Genomic DNA, 16,492 nt, shown 5'->3' with positions numbered 1-16,492 from the left:
ATCGAGCAAGGAATCCATGGCTTCCGCCCACCAAACGCAGACCCAAGCCGCAGCGGCCGCTGAGCATGCCGCCGACCACGCTGACTTTGCCGCGCTGATCAGCCGCGAGTTTTCACCCAAGACGGAGCAGGCGCGCGAGGCCGTCGACCTCGCCGTCAGGACGCTGGCCGAGCAGGCGCTCGCCAGCGCCTGCACCCTGAGCGACGATGCCTACAAGAGCATCGAGGCCATCATTGCCGCCATCGACAAGAAGCTGTCCGAGCAGATCAACCTGATCCTGCACCACGCGGATTTCCAGAAGCTGGAGTCTGCGTGGCGCGGCCTGCATCACCTGGTCGCCAACACCGAAACCGACGACAAGCTGCGCATTCGCGTGATGGACGTTTCCAAGGAAGAGCTGCGCCGCACGCTGCGCCGCTACAAGGGCATCGGCTGGGATCAGAGCCCGTTCTTCAAGCGCATCTACGAGGAGGAATATGGGCAGCTCGGTGGCGAGCCCTATGGCTGCCTGGTGGCCGACTACTACTTCGACCACACGCCGCCGGACGTGGAACTGCTTGGTTCGATCGCCAAGATCTCGGCGGCGGCCCATGCTCCGTTTATCGCCGGCGCCTCGCCGTCGGTGCTGCAGATGGATTCGTGGCAGGAGCTGGCCAATCCACGCGACCTGTCCAAGATCTTCCAGAACCTGGAGTACGCGCCATGGAATGGCCTGCGCAGCTCGGAAGACGCGCGCTACGTGGGCCTGGCCATGCCGCGCTTCCTGGCGCGGCTGCCGTATGGCATCCATACCAATCCCGTTGATGCTTTCGACTTCGAGGAAGACACCGACGGCGCCGATCATCGCAAGTATGTCTGGAGCAACGCGGCCTACGCGATGGCGGTCAATGTCAACCGCTCCTTCAAGCTCTACGGCTGGTGCACGCTGATCCGCGGCGTCGAGAGCGGCGGCGTGGTGGAGAACCTGCCCTGCCATGCCTTCCCGACGGATGACGGCGGCATCGACACGAAATGCCCGACCGAGATTGCGATCTCGGACCGCCGCGAAGCCGAGCTGTCCAGGAATGGATTCATCTCGCTGGTGCATCGCAAGAACACCGACTACGCGGCCTTTATCGGCGCCCAGTCGCTGCAGAAGCCTGCGGAATACTACGACGCCGATGCAACCGCCAACGCCAATCTCTCTGCCCGGCTGCCGTACCTGTTTGCCTGCTCGCGCTTCGCCCATTACCTGAAGTGCATCGTGCGCGACAAGATCGGCGCGTTCAAGGAGCGCGAGGACATGCAGCGCTGGCTCAACGAATGGATCATGAACTACGTCGATGCCGACCCGGCCAACTCCTCGCAGGAGACCAAGGCCAGGCGCCCGCTGGCGGCCGCTGAAGTGCTGGTGGAAGAAATCGATGGCAATCCCGGCTACTACAGCGCCAAGTTCTTTCTTCGCCCGCACTTCCAGCTGGAAGGCCTCACGGTCTCGCTGCGGCTGGTGGCGCGGCTGCCATCGGTCAAGGACGCCGCATAGCCCACGTCGGGGCATTGATCCGGGCCGGAAATGCCCACGGCAAGGCCTGCCGTGGCCCTTGTCCGCAGTTTCTGACTTACGTAAAGGAGTGACGCAATGGCGCAGGACATCTTCCTGAAGATCAACGGCATCGATGGCGAATCGCAGGATTCGTCCCACAAGAACGAGATCGAGTTGCTCGCGTGGGACTGGACCATCGAGCAGCAGTCGACCATGCACGCCGGCAGTGGCGGCGGCGCCGGCAAGGCGACGGTGTCGGACCTGAGCTTCGAGCACTACATCGACCGCGCTTCGCCCAACCTGATGAAGTACTGCCTGACGGGCAAGCACATCAATGAAGCGGTGCTGGTGGTGCGCAAGGCCGGCGGCAACCCGCTCGAGTACCTGAAGCTCACCATGACCGATGTGATTGTCACCAAGGTCAGCCCGAGGGGGTCGGTGGACGATGAAGTCCGCATGCGCGAGCAGGTGGCGCTGTCGTTCTCCCGGGTCAAGCAGGAGTACGTGGTGCAGAACGCCCAGGGCGGCAGCGGCGGCGCCGTGACGGCGGGATACGACATCAAGGGCAACAAGGAGGCTTGACCCGCACCCCGGCGTGGGGCCCTGCCGCGAACCCTGATAAAGGGGATCGGCAGGGCCTCCGCCTGGCACGCGAGGCGGTTGCGGCATGACGCCCGAAGGCCAGACGCTTATTCGTGCGGTACAAGGAGATTGCAGTGAGCCTACGCATCATGGCGGCATCGGCTGCCGCATTGCTGTGCGCCTGCTCGGCGCCGCAGCCGGACGCCTCCCGGGAACAGATCAAGCTCGCGCTGGCTGTCGATGCCAGGCCGACCGTCAACCCGGACGAACAGGATCGCGCTGCACCCGTCCTGGTTCGCGTCTACGAACTCAAGACGGAAGCGGCGTTCAGCAGCGCTGACTACTTCTCGCTCGATCAGAACGACAGCACCGTACTGACCCAGGACCTGCTGGCCCGCGATGCGTTCGTGCTGCGCCCCGGGGAATCCCGATCGATCGAGCGCAAGCTCAATCCCCAAACCACAGCGCTGGGCTTCCTGGTCGGATACCGCGACCTGGGCAAGGCGACCTGGCGCACGGTCTACCCATTGCCGCCTGCACCGGAAGCGGCGTGGTACCGCGCCGTCGTGCCTGCGCGCAAGGTCAGGCTGCAGGTCGTGCTCGACCAGCAAACCATTACCGTTATAAAACCCGACTGATTCATGAGCTGGTACAACAAGGTTGTCTGGAGCGAAGGGTTGTTCCTGCGCCCGCAGCTGTTTCAGCAGCAGGAGCGCTATCTGGAGCATTTCGCGCATAAACGCGCCGCGGCGCTGAGCGCATTCTTCTGGGGCTTTTCACACCTGGCCATCGACACCGAGGCGCTGGCGCTCGGCAAGCTGGTGGTTTCCGGCGCCGCCGGCATCCTGCAGGATGGCACGCCGTTCGACGCGCCCGCCCATGCGCGGTTGCCCGCCCCGCTGGCATTGCGCCATGAGCACCTGAACCAGCGCATCTGCCTGTCGGCACCGATTCGCACGCCCAATACGGAAGAGACCACATTCGACAACGCCGCGGACTCGTTGGCGCGGTACCACAGCTTCGAAGAGGAACTGCTGGATGCCAACTCGATCGGGCAGGGGCCGAAGCTGGTGCAGCTGGCCGACTTGCGGCTGCGCCTGCTGCCGGAGAAGGAGCTGACCGAATCCTGGATCGGACTGCCGCTTGCCAGGGTGGCCGAGATCCGCGCCGATGGCAGCGCCACGCTCGATCCGGCGCTGATCCCGCCGGTCAACGTGTACACGGCCAGCGCCTTGCTGACGGCGTGGCTGGGCGAACTCCACGGCCTGCTGCGCCTGCGTGCCAGTGCGATGGCCGAACGGCTTGCCGCGGCCAGCACCCGCGGCGGAGATGCCGCCGAGGTGTCGGAGTACCTCATCCTCCAGCTGCTGAACCGGCATGAGCCGGTGCTGACGCATATGCTCGAGGCCAAGGCAGCCTCGCCGGAGGATCTCTATGTCATGCTGACCGCGCTGGCCGGCGAGCTGTCTACCTTTGTCCGCACCGCTACCCGGCGTCCGCTGCCGTTTGGCGCCTATCGCCACGACGAGCCGCACACCTGCCTGAAGCCGGTGGTCGATGACCTGCGCTTCCTGCTCAACGTGGTGCTGGAGCGCAGTGCGCAGCGCATCGAGCTGCGCGACCAGTCCCACGGCATCCGGCTTGCGGTGCTGGAGCCGAGCGAGTTCTCGCGCTTCCATACCTTTGTGCTGGCCGTTGGCGCGCAGATGCCGCCCGACGTGCTGCAGCGGCAATTCCCGGCCCAGGCCAAGGCGGGGCCTTCGGAGCGCCTTGCCGAACTGATCCGCTCGCACCTTCCCGGCATCCCGCTGCGGCCGCTGCCCGTGCCGCCGCGTCAGATTCCGTTCAACGCCGGGCAGGTCTACTTCGAGTTGTCCCAGGACCATCCGCTGTGGGAGCAGGTCCAGCGCTACGGCGGCCTCGCGTTGCATGTGGCCGGCCATTTTCCGGAAATTCGTCTCGAGTTGTGGGGAGTGCGCAGCTGATGGAAGACGCAGTCGAACACACCGGCGAGACCATGCCGCCGTCCGCCATCGCGGACGCTGTCAGCGGGGCCGACGCGACATCCGCGGACACCACCGCGCCAGGACGTTCCGCATGGCGCTGGAACACACCCGAAACGCTGGAGCAGCGTGCCGCGCGCATTGCGGCCAGCGCCAATCCCCTGCTTGCCGCGGCGCAACCGCTGCTGCGCACGCTGGCCGACATGCCGGCGGAGCTGCCCGGTGATGGTGCGGCGCAAGCGCTCAAGCAGATGCTGATGCAGGAGATCTTGCGGTTCCAGGCGGTCTGCGAGCGCGCCAACCTGCGCCGCGAGCATGTGCTCGCCGCACGCTACACGCTCTGCACCGCGCTTGACGAGGCCGCCAACGCGACCCGCTGGGGCGAAGCCGGCGACTGGGCGACGCAGAGCCTGCTGATCCAGTGCCACCAGGAGGGAGACGGCGGCGAGAAAGTGTTCCAGCTGCTGGGCCGGCTGGTGGCCTCGCCGCAAGAGCACATGCACGTCATCGAGCTGGTCTACCAGGTGTTGTCACTGGGCTTTCGCGGCCGCTACGGCAAGCGGTCCGAAGGACCGCGCGAACTCGACGCGATCCGCCAGCAACTGTTGAACCTGATCGCCGGCGCGCGCGAAAGCGTGCCGCGCGAGCTGTCTCCGCACTGGCGCGGCGCGGCGCCCGGCAAGCTGCGGCTGCTGCGTTCGGTGCCGGTGTGGGTCACGGCCTGCGTGTTGTCGCTCGGCATTGCGGCATTGTTCGGCTGGTACAAGTACCAGCTGCTCGCCGGCACCGATGCGCTGGCGCGGCAGATCGTCGCCATCGGCCACGCCGCGCCGCCGGATCCGCCGAAGGCAATGCGGCTGGCGGCGCTGCTGCGGGCGGAGATCGCCCGCGGCGTCGTGAGCGTCAGCGAAGACGACAAGCGCAGCACGGTCACGTTCCGCGGCGACGACATGTTCGCCGCCGGCCAGGTGGATGTCGGCAGCAAGGTCCTGCCGGTGCTCGACAAGGTGGCCGCAGAGATCAGCAAGGTCGCCGGACAGGTCAACGTCATCGGCCATACCGACAACGTTCCGATCAGGACCGCACGCTTTCCTTCCAACCAGGTGTTGTCCGAAGAGCGCGCGGCCGTCGTCGCCGAATACCTCGCCGGCAAGGGCGTTGCCAAGGGAAGGCTGGCGGCGGTGGGCAAGGGCGATAGCGAGCCGCTGGCGGGCAATGCGTCGCCCGCCGCGCGCGCCCAGAACCGCCGTGTGGAAATCGTGGTGATGCATTGAGAGAGAGTGCGGTATGGAATTCCTGAAACGTTGCCTGGCCGTGCTGTTCTCGCGTCAGATGCTGGTGTACGTGGCGCTGGCGCTAGCCGCGGCCGCGATCTGGTTTATCGGTCCGCTGCTCGCGTTCAATGGTTTGCGGCCGTTGGCGGGGATCGGCATGCGGATGGCCGCCATCGTGCTGCTGCTGGCGCTGGCATTGTTGCTGGTGCTGCGCTGGTCGGTGGCGGTGATCGGGATCGCCGTGCTTTGCCTGGCAATCTGGCATGCCGGGCCGCTGCTTGCTGTCGGCGCAGCGCATCCGCTCGCTTCGGACGTCGTGCGGGTCGTCGTCATTGCCGTGCTTGTCTTTTTGCTCGCGGCCTATGAAGTGTTCCGTTTCCTGCGCCGCTCGCGGGCGAACGATTCGTTGCTGCAGAAGCTGCTGAACCCTGGCGGCAAGCGTCCGGAAGCCATTGCCACGGACGAGCTCGCCATTGTGGAAGAGGCTGTGCGGAAGGCGCTGAGGCAGCTCAAGGGGATGCGCAGCGGTGGCGGGATCGGTCGCGTCCTGGAAGGCAGGCGCTACCTGTACGAACTGCCGTGGTACATGGTGGTCGGCGTAGAGGGAGCGGGCAAGACCACCGCCCTGCTCAATGCCGGTTTGCAGTTCCCGTTGCCGGAGCAGATGAGCGCCGCCGCGCTGGCCGGCAAGGATCGAGGCACCCGGACTGCAAGCTGGTGGCTTTCGAATGAGGCCGTGCTGATCGACACGGCCGGCCGCTATACCAGCCATGGCCAGAATCCAAAGATCGACCAGGCCGAGTGGACCGGGTTCCTCACGATGCTGCGCAGGCATCGCAGCCGGGCGCCGATCAATGGCGCGGTGCTTGCCATCAGCGCCGAGGACCTGCTGACGCAGTCGCCCGAAGTGCGCGTGCGCCAGGCGACCAGCCTGCGCGCCCGGCTGGCCGACCTGCGCACGGATCTCGGCATCCGCTTCCCGGTCTATGTGATCGTCACCAAGCTCGACCAGCTGGCGGGCTTCGGCGCGTACTTCCGGTACCTGAGCAGCGAAGGCCGCGCGCAGCCGTGGGGCTTTACTTTCCCGCATGACGACCGCAAGGCCAGGCGCTCCGATGCGCCCGACGCCTTCGCGCAACGCTGCCGCACCGAGATGGCGCTGCTGGTCGACCGGCTGCAGGCGGGACTCGATGCGCGGCTGTATGAAGAGTACGACCCGCAGCGCCGCAAGGACCTGTTCGCGCTGCCGCAAGAGTTTGCCGGCCTGGCCGGGCCGGTCGTCGCCATGCTGGCGCAGGTGTTCCTCGATTCCCGCTTTGACGATACCGAGAGCACCCACATGCTGCGCGGCGTGTACTTCACCAGTGCGGCCCAGACGTCGTCAACGGTGGTGGCGGACCATGAAACCGTGCTCAGGCGCCTGGAGCGCAACCATGCCGACACCACGGAAACTGCGGAGCAGGCCTTCCCTGCCACGGCCGAATCCGTTGCCGATTCCGCGGCGGCGCAAGCGACGGGCCATCGCAGCTATTTCCTGCAGGACGTCTTCAAGCGCGTGATCGTGCCCGAAGCGCATCTGGTGAAACCGAACCTGCGCTGGGAATTCCGCTTCCGCCTGCTGCGGCTGCTCGGCCACACGCTGGCCGTGGTGATCTTCCTGTGGCTGGCCGGTGCGCTCTATGCCAGCGATGGCCACAACCGCGCCTACCTGCAGTCGGTGCGGCAGAAGGCCGGGGCGCTGGCCGCTACCGTCGCCGCCTTCTACAAGGCGCCGCAGCCCGGCACAATGCCCGAGGTGCTGTCGGCCGCGCGCGACCTGCCTGCCTATGCCGGCCTGGCGCCGGCCGTTCCGCCGCTGGCATGGCGCTACGGCCTCTACAGCGTGCCACCGGTCCTCGATGCCTCGATCCGGACCCACGTCAGGCTGCAGGACAACTTGCTGGTGCCATACCTGGTGCGCCGGGTCGAATCGGTGCTCGAAAGCGCGGTGGCCGCGCGCGATGCCAGGCAGACCTACGACACGCTGCGCGTCTACCTGATGCTGCACGAGAAGAACAGGTTCAGCGCGCCGGAGGTGCGGGCATGGGTCCAGAGCGATTGGGCCACCGGCAACGGCGCGGCCGCCTTTGGCGGCAGGGTCGCCGTGCTGGAACACCTGAATGGGCTGCTGGACGGCGGCCGGCCGGTGCAATCGCCCTATGCCAGGAACGAAGCTCTGATCCGCTCGGCGCGGGATTTCCTTGATGGCAACACTTCGATCGAGCGGCTCTACGACCGTGCCAAGGCGGCCATGCTGGAAGCCGCGCCGCAGGACTTCACGCTGGTCCGGGCGGTCGGGCCGCAGGCCGGAACGGTCTTTACGCGGGCCAGCGGCGAGCCGCTGGAGCGGGGCATTCCCGGGCTCTTTACCTATGCCGGCTATCACGATCTCTTCAACGCGCGCTTGCCCGAGTTTGTCGGCAAGGCGCAGGCGGTCGACGCCTGGGTGATGGGCCGCACGGGCCACGACGGCGCTCAAAAAAAAACGCTTGAGGCCGCAGCGGGCAAGCCGGGCGATAACGACCCGCTGACGCGCGAGATCCGCCGCCTGTACCTGGAGGAGTATGCACGCCGCTGGATCGCGTTCCTTGGCGACATACGCACGGTGACCGGCGACAACCTTGCCTTTGACCTGGAGATCCTGCGAAATTTCGCCGCGCCGGACTCGCCGCTGGCCCGGCTCGGCCGCGCCGCGGTGCAGGAGACCACGCTCTCCACGCTCCCCCGGCCGCTCGCGCCGCAGGACCCGTCGCTGGCGCAGAAGGCGCTGTCCGTACTCGACAAGACATCCGGACCAGTACAGGTGTTGAATGCGCGCGCCGAAGCGCGCCAGGAGCGCGAACTGGTCGACAACCGCTTTGCCGCGCTGCGCGAGGTCGTGACCGGACAGGCCGATGCCGCCGCGCCAGACGCGCTGGCAACGGGCGCCAAGCCGCGGCTGGAGGCGATTGCCGGCATGGTCAACGCCTACTACACCACCCTGGTGGTAGCCAACAACGCCTTGAATACCCGCAACCTGCCGCCGCCGGCGGACACCGGCGCGCAGCTGCGCATGGAAGCGGCCAAGCTGCCCGCGCCGTTCGCTGCGGTGCTGGCCGACCTGGTGGTGCAGGGTACGCGCGATGTCAACAAGGGCATCGGCAAGATCCTGGTGGCGCAGATGGATGCCATGATCGGCGAAAGCTGCCGCAGCGCCATCGAGGGCAAGTACCCTTTCGCCCCCGCGGCGGCACCGGATGTCGATCCGGAAGACTTCGCGCGGATCTTTGCCGCCGGCGGCGTGCTCGACGACTTTTTCGAGAAAGTGCTGGCGCCGCACGTCGATACCACCATCTCTCCCTGGCGCTACAAGCTGACCGCGCCGGACGTGCCGCCGGTGGCCGGGCCGAGCCTGGTGCCGTTCCAGCGCGCACGGGACATCCGCGAGGTGTTTTTGCGCGATCCGGGCGCGAAGAGGCTGGCGTGGAAGGTCGACCTGAAGGTCGTCGGGCTCGATCCCGAGATCGTCGAGCTGAACCTGGACTTCGACGGACAAGGGCAGCGCTACGTGCATGGCCCGGTGGTGCCGCTGAAGATCACCTGGCCCGGTCCGCGCGGCGGCCAGGGCGCACAGATCAGCGCCAGCCCGCGCATCCGCCCGGAGACTTCGACGCTGGCCGCAAGCGGCCCATGGGCACTGATGCGGATCGTGGCAAGGGGAAAGCTGGCCGGATCGGCCAGCGCCAGCCATTTCATGGCGGAGTACGACTTCGACGGCCGCAAGGCGCGGCTGGATATCAACACCGGCAGCCTGGCCAATCCGTGGACCACGGGCTTGCTGCAAGGCTTCGAATGCCCGGGGCGTTCGGGATGATGACGCACGCCGCGATGGGTAATGGCAACCACCTGCTGCGGCTGGCGCAGCCGGTGATCTGGGTGCTCGATGAACTGACGCCGGAACTCGATTCCGCGGCGCGCCTGGAGACGCTGCAGGAAGCCGCGCACACGCGCCTGGCCAACTTCCGGCAGGCCTGTCGCGCGGCGGCGTTGCCGGCGGAGGATGTGGAGGCGGTCCACTATTTTCTGTGCGCGGCGCTGGACCAGGCGGGCCGCCGCGTGCAGGGACGCTCCGGTGCCTGCCGTGGCGCCTGGCTGCAGCGCGGCCTGCTTGCGGCGCACTACGGCGAGGCGGAGCGCGGCAGCCGCTGCCGCGCACTGGTCGCCAGGCTGCAGCAGCGAGCCGGCGCCCATGCTGATGCGCTTGAAGTCGTTGCATGCCTGGTCGCACGCGGGCTCACGGATGAGTACGGGCGGCCACCGGCAGAACTGGTGCCGCGGATCCGGCCGGCGACACGCGAGATCATGGCGCTGAGACCGGCATCGCCATGTGAAGCGCAGCCCGAAGCGCCGCCGCGGGTGCCGATGGCCGGCGCCCGGCCGCTGCTTGCCGTCGCCGCATTGGCCTTCCTAGTCGCTGCCGTCGTCGTGGCGGTCCAGGCGACGCGCCAGAACGCCGCGACCGAAGCGCTTGCACTACGGGTGGAACGGCTGGCACAAGCCGCTTACCCACCCGTTTCCCCGTCCGTTTCCCCGTCCGTTTCCCCGTCGGCAGACACGCTGGAGCGGGACATCGAACAGGCCTTCGCCGGGCAACTCGCCAGCGCAGCCATCCATGCCGATGTGCGCAGCGGCCGCCTGCACATCGTCTTCCAACACGGCCTGTCGTTTCCGCCCGGGCAGGCGCAACTGCCACCGGCGCTGGCCGAGCAACTCGACAAGCTGGCCGACCTGCTCGACGGCCGGGCCGACTGGATCACGGTGGTCGGGCATGCCGACGATTCTCCGGTGGCCCCGGGCGGTTATCGGTCCAACCAGGCGCTGTCGCAAGCGCGCGCGCAAGAGGTGGCCGGCTACCTGCAGGCGCGTGGCCTGGCAGCGGTGCGGGTCGACACCATCGGGCGGGGCGCCGCGCAGCCCGTGGCAGACAACCGGACCGCCGGGGGCCGGATGCTGAACCGCCGGATAGAAGTCTTTGCCAGCGTTCGCTAGGCGCCAGCCGGCATGGGAATTGCTCCGCTTTTCGTATCGCCGCGCCAGCCAGGTGCCGCAACGGTGACTATATTAGGGGCATCGGCCCCCGCATTGGCCCCGGCATCGGAACCGCATTCCCCATGGCATATACCCACACCATCGGCAGTCAGCGCCATGTCTTCGACAGCTTGCGCACGCTGCTGGCCAAGGCCAGCCCGGCGCGCTCCGGCGATGCGCTCGCCGGCATCGCCGCCGCCAGCGAGCAGGAGCGTATGGCCGCGCGCCTGGCGCTGGCCGACGTGCCGCTGACGCAATTCCTCAATGAGGCGCTGGTGCCGTATGAGGCGGACGAAATCACGCGGTTGATCGTCGACCGGCATGACGCTTGCGCTTTTGCCGCGATCGGTGCCACGACCGTCGGCGACCTGCGCGACTGGCTGCTGCGGCACGAGACCGACAGCGCCACGCTGGCGCGCGTCGCGCCGGGCATCACCCCCGAGATCGCGGCCGCGGTCAGCAAGCTGATGCGCAACCAGGACCTGGTAGCGGTGGCGCGCAAATGCCAGGTGGTGACGCGCTTTCGCAATACCGTCGGACTGCCGGGGCGGCTGGCGGTGCGGCTGCAGCCGAACCATCCTACCGACGACCCCAAGGGCATTGCCGCTTCCGTCATCGACGGCCTGCTGTACGGCTGCGGCGACGCCACCATCGGCATCAACCCGGCCTCGGACAACCTGGGCGCCATTGTTTCGCTGCTGCATATGCTCGATGCGCTGCGCAGCCGCTTCGATATCCCGACGCAGTCGTGCGTGCTGACCCACGTCACCAACACGCTGCGCGCGATCGCGCAGGGCGCGCCGGTCGACCTGGTGTTCCAGTCGGTGGCGGGCAGCGAACGCGCCAATACGGCCTTCGGCATCAGCCTGGCGCTGCTGGCCGAGGCCCACGACGCCGCCCAGGGCCTGGCGCGCGGCACCGTCGGCGACAACGTCATGTATTTCGAGACCGGGCAGGGCAGCGCGCTGTCGGCCAATGCTCACCATGGCGTCGACCAGCAGACCATGGAGGCGCGCGCCTACGCCGTGGCGCGCGCGTTCTCGCCGCTGCTGGTCAATACGGTGGTGGGCTTTATCGGGCCGGAATACCTGTACGACGGCAAGCAGATCATCCGCGCCGGGCTCGAGGACCACTTCTGCGGCAAGCTGATGGGCGTGCCGATGGGCTGCGACGTCTGTTACACCAACCATGCCGAGGCCGACCAGGACGACATGGACACGCTGCTGACGCTGTTCGGCGTGGCCGGCATCAACTTCATCATGGGCGTGCCCGGCGCCGACGACATCATGCTGAACTACCAGAGCACGTCGTTCCACGATGCGCTATACCTGCGCGAAGTGCTGGGCCTGCGCCCCGCGCCGGAATTCGAGCAATGGCTGCAGCGCATGGGCATCGCAGATGCCGCCGGCCGGTTGCTGGAGCCGTCCGAGCGCCAGCCGCTGCTGCAGATGGCGCACAGCCTGTAAGGCCGCCCCCGGCCATTCTTCACGACACGCCATGTCCGACCTTCCTTCGCGCCCCGCCAATACCGCCAATAGCGCCAATACCTCCGCTACGCACGACGCCGATCCATGGCAGCGCCTGCGCCAGTTCACGCGCGCGCGCATCGCATTGGGGCGCACCGGCCACAGCCAGACCACCGAGGCCGTGCTCGCGTTCGGCCTGGCCCATGCGCAGGCGCGCGATGCCGTGCATCTGCCGCTGGACGCCGATGCCATCGCCGGCGCACTGCGGCAGGCGGGATGCGACCACGTGGTCGTCCATAGCGCAGCGCCCGACCGCACCCATTACCTGCGGCGCCCGGACCTCGGCCGGGGCCTGGATGACGCGAGCAGGGAGCGCCTGGCGGCGGCGCGACCGCAGCAGGCGCCCGATGTCGTGTTCGTGATCGCCGACGGCCTTTCGGCGCTGGCAGCGCAATCCCATGCCATAGCGGTGCTGGAAGCAACGTGCCGGCTGCTGCCGCAGGAATGGCGTATCGGACCGGTGGTGGTGGCGGAGCAATCGCGCGTCGCGCTCGGTGACGATATCGGTGCCGTGCTTGGCGCGCGTCAGGTGGTGATGCTGATCGGCGAACGGCCCGGGCTGAGTTCGCCCGACAGCCTCGGCATCTACCTGACCTACGCCCCGCGGCCCGGCCGTACCGATGCCGAGCGCAACTGCATCTCCAATGTGCGGCCCGAAGGGTTGTCCTATGTGCAGGCCGCGCAACGGCTGGTGTTCCTGCTGCGCGGTGCCGCGGCACTCGGGCGCTCGGGCGTGGACCTGAAGGACGACAGCGAGCGCGCATTGGCCGGCGCGGCGCCGCCGGCAGCGGCATTGCGGGACCTCGAATGAATGAAAACGAAAACGGCCACCGCGGGCGGATCCGCGGTGGCCGCACCGTAACGTCGCCGCGCTACATCATGCGGCGCGAGAAGTGCCCCGGCGTGGCATCCGACATCAGGTCCATGAACTGGTCCCGTGTCATGTGCACCAGTTCCTGGTGGTCGCCGCCTTCGAAATACACCTCGGGCTGCTGCATCAGGCTGTCGTCCACATAGGTTTGCATGCCATACGCCATGGCGACCGGCGGAATCGCGCCAAGGTCGCAATCCTTGAAGATCTCGCGGATTTCATCCTCATGTGCGAGCACCAGGTCGCGGCCGGTCTGTTCGCAGATCGCAGCCAGCTGCAGGTGATGGCTCGAAGGGATCACGGCGGCGACATAGCCGCGCTCGTCCTCGAGCAACAGGGTCTTGGCCAGACGGTCTCCGGGAATGTGCGCAGCCTCGGCAGTGGCCATGCTGCTGAGGGTGTAGGGGTGGCGGATGATGTCGTACTGGGTATTCTTGCTGCTCAGGCAGTTTGCAAGCGTGCTAGACAGGGCCATGGTTGCTCCTCAGAACAGGGATACGCCTACGGTTATCCTTGTGTTCCTAATATAGTGCCTGGCGCCGTGCCCAACGGCTCCCGATCCGCCTTGCAGCGCTAGCGGTGCAGCCGCGGCCACACCGCCTGCAGCTCGGTTTTCAGGAAGTTCAGCAGGTAGCGCGTCGCCAGCGTCTGGTAGCGGTTTGGCATGGTCAGCATGTACAGCCGGCTGCCGAACACGCTGATGCGGTAATCCGGCAGCAGCTGCACCAGCCCGCCGCTCGCCAGTTCCTCGCCGATCGCGTAGATTGGCGTGATGCCGATGCCCAGGCCGGCCACCACTCCTTCCTTCAGGAAGCCGAAATTATCGGAACTGAGCGTCGGTTCCAGCACCACCTGGTCGCGGGCTTCCTGCGCTTCGCTGCCGGGCCGCGTTCCCGCGACCTTCAGCTTTTGCCCGACTGGCGAGGCGCAAACGATCGCATGCTGCTGCAGGTCTGCGAGTGACTGGGGCGCGGGATGGTTTGCCAGGTAGGCGGGCGAAGCGCAGATGACCCAGTCCACCGTGCCAATCTCGGTGGCGATGACCGAATCGGGCGGCGTGGAGATGATGCGCAGCGCCACGTCCACATCCTCGGACACCAGGTTGTGCACGCGGTTGTCGAACACGACATCGAGGGTGATGTCGGGATAGCGCTGCTTGAATTGCACCATCAGCGGCGACAGCAGCGTATGGCCGAGGCCGGTAGGAACCGAAAGCCGCACATGGCCCTGCAGGCTCTTGCCCATGTTGCTGATCAGCGCATTGGCGGCTGCCACCTCGCCGAGGATATTGCGCCCGTGCTCGTACAGCCCGGCCCCCACAGGCGTGGGCTCGACATGGCGGGTGGTCCGCCGCAGCAGCTGCACGCCCAGCTCTTCTTCCAGCGCCTTCAGCCGGTAGCTGACATTGGCGCGCGTCATCTTGAGCTTGCGCGCGGCCGCGCTCAGGTTGCCGGCGTCGACGATGTCGACGAACAGGCGCAAGGCGTTGAGGTCCATGGCTAGTAGGAAAGAGCTAGTAGGAAAGAAAAAGGGCCGGCCCCGTATATTGCCATGCTGGCGCGCGCACCTCGGCGCCGAGGTGCAGCATACGGCGAACGTATCATCAGGGTTTGGGGGATTGTCCAGCCGGCGAAACAGTGTGTGCCGCGTTTCGGCCGCCCGTGACGGCGTTTCAGGCTGGCCATCGCTTGCACCGAACGCGACTCTGGGCAATGATGCGATCCACACCGTCAACCGGCCCGACGCGCCCCCGTTTGCCATGCACCGCTTGATGCGCCGCTGGCTGTGCGTGCCTTTGTTCATTGCCGGCGCCAGTGCCTCTGCCCAGGACCTGGTCGAATGCAAGCGGATCGAGCATGACCAGCTGATTGCCGCCACCCAGGAAACGCTGCTGTTCCTGCGCTGCCGTGCGCGCCAGGTCGCCTACGAAGCGCCACGCCTCAAAGGCGTCTCGCAGCGCTTCAAGGATGACCTGATCTTCGCTTGCCTGGACCAGGCGGACGCGGTCGAGCACCAGTTGCGCGTACGCCATGGCTATTCGCGCGAAGCGCTGGCGCGCCAGCGCTGCAATCCGCAGGGCGGCACGCCCGGCTGAGCCGCGCGACCGCCATCAACACGCGCTCGTGTCGACGCGGCTCATACTTCGCGCGTCATGCCGGCCAGGTCGATCCACTCGCGGAACTGCTCCTCGGTCACATGTCCGGACGCGATCGCCGCTTCCCGCAGGGACAGGTTGCGCTGCACCGCCAGCTTGGCGATCTCGGCGGCCTTGTCGTAGCCGATATGCGGGTTGAGCGCCGTGACCGGCATCAGCGAGCGTTCCAGCAGCTCGGCAATGCGCTCGCGGTCGGCCTCGACGCCCTCGACCATATGCTCGGCAAAGCTCGACGCCGCCCCCGCCAGCAGGCTGACCGACTGCAGCAGGCTGTAGATGATCACCGGCTTGTACGCATTCAGCTCCAGCGTGCCCAGGCCGTTGGCCAGCGTCACCGTGGTGTGGTTGCCGATCACGCGGCAGCACACCATGGCCAGCGCCTCCGCCTGGGTCGGATTGACCTTGCCCGGCATGATCGACGAGCCCGGCTCGTTGGCCGGCAGGATCAGCTCGGCGAAGCCGGCGCGCGGCCCCGAGCCCAGCAGCATGAAATCGCGCGCGATCTTCAGGAATGACGAGGCGGTGGTGTTGAGCGCGCCCGACAGGTCGGCCAGCGCATCATGCGAGGCCTGCAGCGCGTAGCGGTTGGGCGCGGGCTCGAACGGCAGGCCGGTGTAATCGGCCAGCGCGCGCGCAAAGGCCACGGCAAAGCCGTGCGGCGCGTTCAGCCCGGTGCCGACCGCGGTGCCGCCCTGCGCCACCGGCATGGCGCGCAGCATGGCCTGCTGCAGCCGCGATTGCGCATCGGCGACTTGCGTCATGTAGCCCGAGAACTCCTGGCCCAGCGTGAGCGGCACAGCGTCCTGCAGGTGCGTGCGGCCGACCTTGACGATATCGGCGAAGGCTTCCACCTTGCGCGCAAAGGTCTGCTGCAGCTGCTCCAGCGCCGGCAGCAGCTGTTGCTGGATCGCGCGCGTCGCGGCGATGTGCATCGCGGTCGGGAAGCTGTCGTTGCTCGACTGGCTGGCATTGACGTGGTCGTTCGGGTGCACCGGCTTCTTGCTGCCGACTTCTCCGCCGAGCAGCTGGATCGCGCGGTTGGCGATGACCTCGTTGAGGTTCATGTTGGTCTGCGTGCCCGATCCCGTCTGCCAGACCGACAGCGGAAACTCCTGCGGCCAGCGGCCTTCGATCACTTCCGTGGCCGCCTGCTCGATGGCCTGTGCCAGCTCGGGCGGCAGTACGCCCAGCTCACGGTTGGCGCGGGCCGCGCACAGCTTCAGGACGGCAAAGGCCTCGACCAGCGCCGGCGGCATCTTCTCGTCGCCGATGCGGAAGTTCTGGCGCGAGCGTTCGGTCTGCGCGCCCCAGAGGTGGTCGGCGGGCACCGGGACATCGCCCAGGCTGTCTTTCTCGATGCGGGTGTTGCTGGCGGAAGGGCTGGACATGGACAGACTCCTTTGCAAGGCAGGAGGCGGCGCTGCGGGCGCCGGCATTGCCGGATGGAAGGAAC

At 67.2% G+C, this 16,492-nt stretch carries 13 protein-coding genes; 10 read left to right on the top strand and 3 right to left on the bottom strand.

The annotated features are described in order from the left end of the window. Nucleotides 1-16: 16 nt before the first annotated feature. From tssC to eutC, 9 genes are all read left to right on the top strand, one after another. Entirely contained in the window at nucleotides 17-1,522 is a 1,506-nt protein-coding gene (gene tssC, locus ACAD63_RS32405) for a type VI secretion system contractile sheath large subunit (protein WP_135703412.1), read from the top strand. A 96-nt stretch (nucleotides 1,523-1,618) separates the two neighbouring features. Beyond that, nucleotides 1,619-2,104, top strand: a complete 486-nt coding sequence (locus ACAD63_RS32400; protein ID WP_434034314.1) for an Hcp family type VI secretion system effector — start codon at nucleotides 1,619-1,621, stop codon at nucleotides 2,102-2,104. Nucleotides 2,105-2,253: 149 nt separating this feature from the next. Beyond that, nucleotides 2,254-2,742, top strand: coding sequence for a type VI secretion system lipoprotein TssJ (gene tssJ, locus ACAD63_RS32395; RefSeq protein ID WP_135703991.1), 489 nt, complete (start codon nucleotides 2,254-2,256; stop codon nucleotides 2,740-2,742). A gap of 3 nt (nucleotides 2,743-2,745) precedes the next feature. Beyond that, nucleotides 2,746-4,089 (top strand): type VI secretion system baseplate subunit TssK, encoded by a 1,344-nt coding sequence (gene tssK, locus ACAD63_RS32390; protein ID WP_133097096.1) that lies wholly within the window; start codon nucleotides 2,746-2,748, stop codon nucleotides 4,087-4,089. Further along, nucleotides 4,089-5,381, top strand: a complete 1,293-nt coding sequence (gene tssL, locus ACAD63_RS32385; protein ID WP_240745753.1) for a type VI secretion system protein TssL, long form — start codon at nucleotides 4,089-4,091, stop codon at nucleotides 5,379-5,381. The genes tssK and tssL overlap by 1 nt, the downstream gene beginning before the upstream one ends. Before the next feature lie 13 nt (nucleotides 5,382-5,394). Beyond that, nucleotides 5,395-9,273, top strand: a complete 3,879-nt coding sequence (tssM, locus tag ACAD63_RS32380) for a type VI secretion system membrane subunit TssM (RefSeq protein ID WP_434034313.1) — start codon at nucleotides 5,395-5,397, stop codon at nucleotides 9,271-9,273. Further along, complete coding sequence (locus ACAD63_RS32375; RefSeq protein ID WP_434034312.1) at nucleotides 9,270-10,448, top strand: DotU family type IV/VI secretion system protein; 1,179 nt, start codon at nucleotides 9,270-9,272, stop codon at nucleotides 10,446-10,448. Before tssM ends, ACAD63_RS32375 begins: the two co-directional genes overlap by 4 nt. 122 nt (nucleotides 10,449-10,570) lie before the next feature. Next, complete coding sequence (locus ACAD63_RS32370; protein ID WP_133097093.1) at nucleotides 10,571-11,953, top strand: ethanolamine ammonia-lyase subunit EutB; 1,383 nt, start codon at nucleotides 10,571-10,573, stop codon at nucleotides 11,951-11,953. Between the two features lie 31 nt (nucleotides 11,954-11,984). After that, nucleotides 11,985-12,824 carry an ethanolamine ammonia-lyase subunit EutC gene (gene eutC, locus ACAD63_RS32365; protein ID WP_135703416.1) on the top strand — a complete coding sequence of 280 codons (840 nt, stop codon included), beginning with the start codon at nucleotides 11,985-11,987 and terminating at the stop codon, nucleotides 12,822-12,824. 61 nt (nucleotides 12,825-12,885) lie between these two features. On the opposite strand, the gene ACAD63_RS32360 is transcribed toward eutC, so the two are convergent. After that, complete coding sequence (locus ACAD63_RS32360; protein WP_133097091.1) at nucleotides 12,886-13,359, bottom strand: aminoacyl-tRNA deacylase; 474 nt, start codon at nucleotides 13,357-13,359, stop codon at nucleotides 12,886-12,888. 98 nt (nucleotides 13,360-13,457) lie between these two features. Beyond that, nucleotides 13,458-14,381 carry a LysR family transcriptional regulator gene (locus ACAD63_RS32355; RefSeq protein ID WP_133097090.1) on the bottom strand — a complete coding sequence of 308 codons (924 nt, stop codon included), beginning with the start codon at nucleotides 14,379-14,381 and terminating at the stop codon, nucleotides 13,458-13,460. A 262-nt stretch (nucleotides 14,382-14,643) separates the two neighbouring features. On the opposite strand from ACAD63_RS32355, the gene ACAD63_RS32350 reads away from it, so the two are divergent. Next, nucleotides 14,644-14,979, top strand: coding sequence for a hypothetical protein (locus tag ACAD63_RS32350; RefSeq protein WP_434034311.1), 336 nt, complete (start codon nucleotides 14,644-14,646; stop codon nucleotides 14,977-14,979). A 41-nt stretch (nucleotides 14,980-15,020) separates the two neighbouring features. Here the strand turns inward: ACAD63_RS32350 and fumC are convergent, their stop codons facing one another. After that, nucleotides 15,021-16,427 (bottom strand): class II fumarate hydratase, encoded by a 1,407-nt coding sequence (gene fumC, locus ACAD63_RS32345; RefSeq protein WP_133097088.1) that lies wholly within the window; start codon nucleotides 16,425-16,427, stop codon nucleotides 15,021-15,023. Nucleotides 16,428-16,492: the final 65 nt, after the last annotated feature.

This window comes from Cupriavidus sp. a3 (genome assembly GCF_051015765.1).
GTDB lineage: Bacteria > Pseudomonadota > Gammaproteobacteria > Burkholderiales > Burkholderiaceae > Cupriavidus > Cupriavidus oxalaticus_A.
This window is presented reverse-complemented; position numbering and strand designations above follow the sequence as displayed.

Bases quoted from the DNA above. Each gene is read 5' to 3' on its own strand.
- ACAD63_RS32355 (WP_133097090.1), bottom strand. From the start codon at position 14,381: ATGGACCTCAACGCCTTGCGCCTGTTCGTCGACATCGTCGACGCCGGC.
- ACAD63_RS32370 (WP_133097093.1), top strand. From the start codon at position 10,571: ATGGCATATACCCACACCATCGGCAGTCAGCGCCATGTCTTCGACAGC.
- ACAD63_RS32400 (WP_434034314.1), top strand. From the start codon at position 1,619: ATGGCGCAGGACATCTTCCTGAAGATCAACGGCATCGATGGCGAATCG.
- ACAD63_RS32360 (WP_133097091.1), bottom strand. From the start codon at position 13,359: ATGGCCCTGTCTAGCACGCTTGCAAACTGCCTGAGCAGCAAGAATACC.
- tssM (WP_434034313.1), top strand. From the start codon at position 5,395: ATGGAATTCCTGAAACGTTGCCTGGCCGTGCTGTTCTCGCGTCAGATG.
- tssK (WP_133097096.1), top strand. From the start codon at position 2,746: ATGAGCTGGTACAACAAGGTTGTCTGGAGCGAAGGGTTGTTCCTGCGC.
- ACAD63_RS32375 (WP_434034312.1), top strand. From the start codon at position 9,270: ATGATGACGCACGCCGCGATGGGTAATGGCAACCACCTGCTGCGGCTG.
- tssC (WP_135703412.1), top strand. From the start codon at position 17: ATGGCTTCCGCCCACCAAACGCAGACCCAAGCCGCAGCGGCCGCTGAG.
- ACAD63_RS32350 (WP_434034311.1), top strand. From the start codon at position 14,644: ATGCACCGCTTGATGCGCCGCTGGCTGTGCGTGCCTTTGTTCATTGCC.
- tssL (WP_240745753.1), top strand. From the start codon at position 4,089: ATGGAAGACGCAGTCGAACACACCGGCGAGACCATGCCGCCGTCCGCC.
- tssJ (WP_135703991.1), top strand. From the start codon at position 2,254: ATGGCGGCATCGGCTGCCGCATTGCTGTGCGCCTGCTCGGCGCCGCAG.
- eutC (WP_135703416.1), top strand. From the start codon at position 11,985: ATGTCCGACCTTCCTTCGCGCCCCGCCAATACCGCCAATAGCGCCAAT.
- fumC (WP_133097088.1), bottom strand. From the start codon at position 16,427: ATGTCCAGCCCTTCCGCCAGCAACACCCGCATCGAGAAAGACAGCCTG.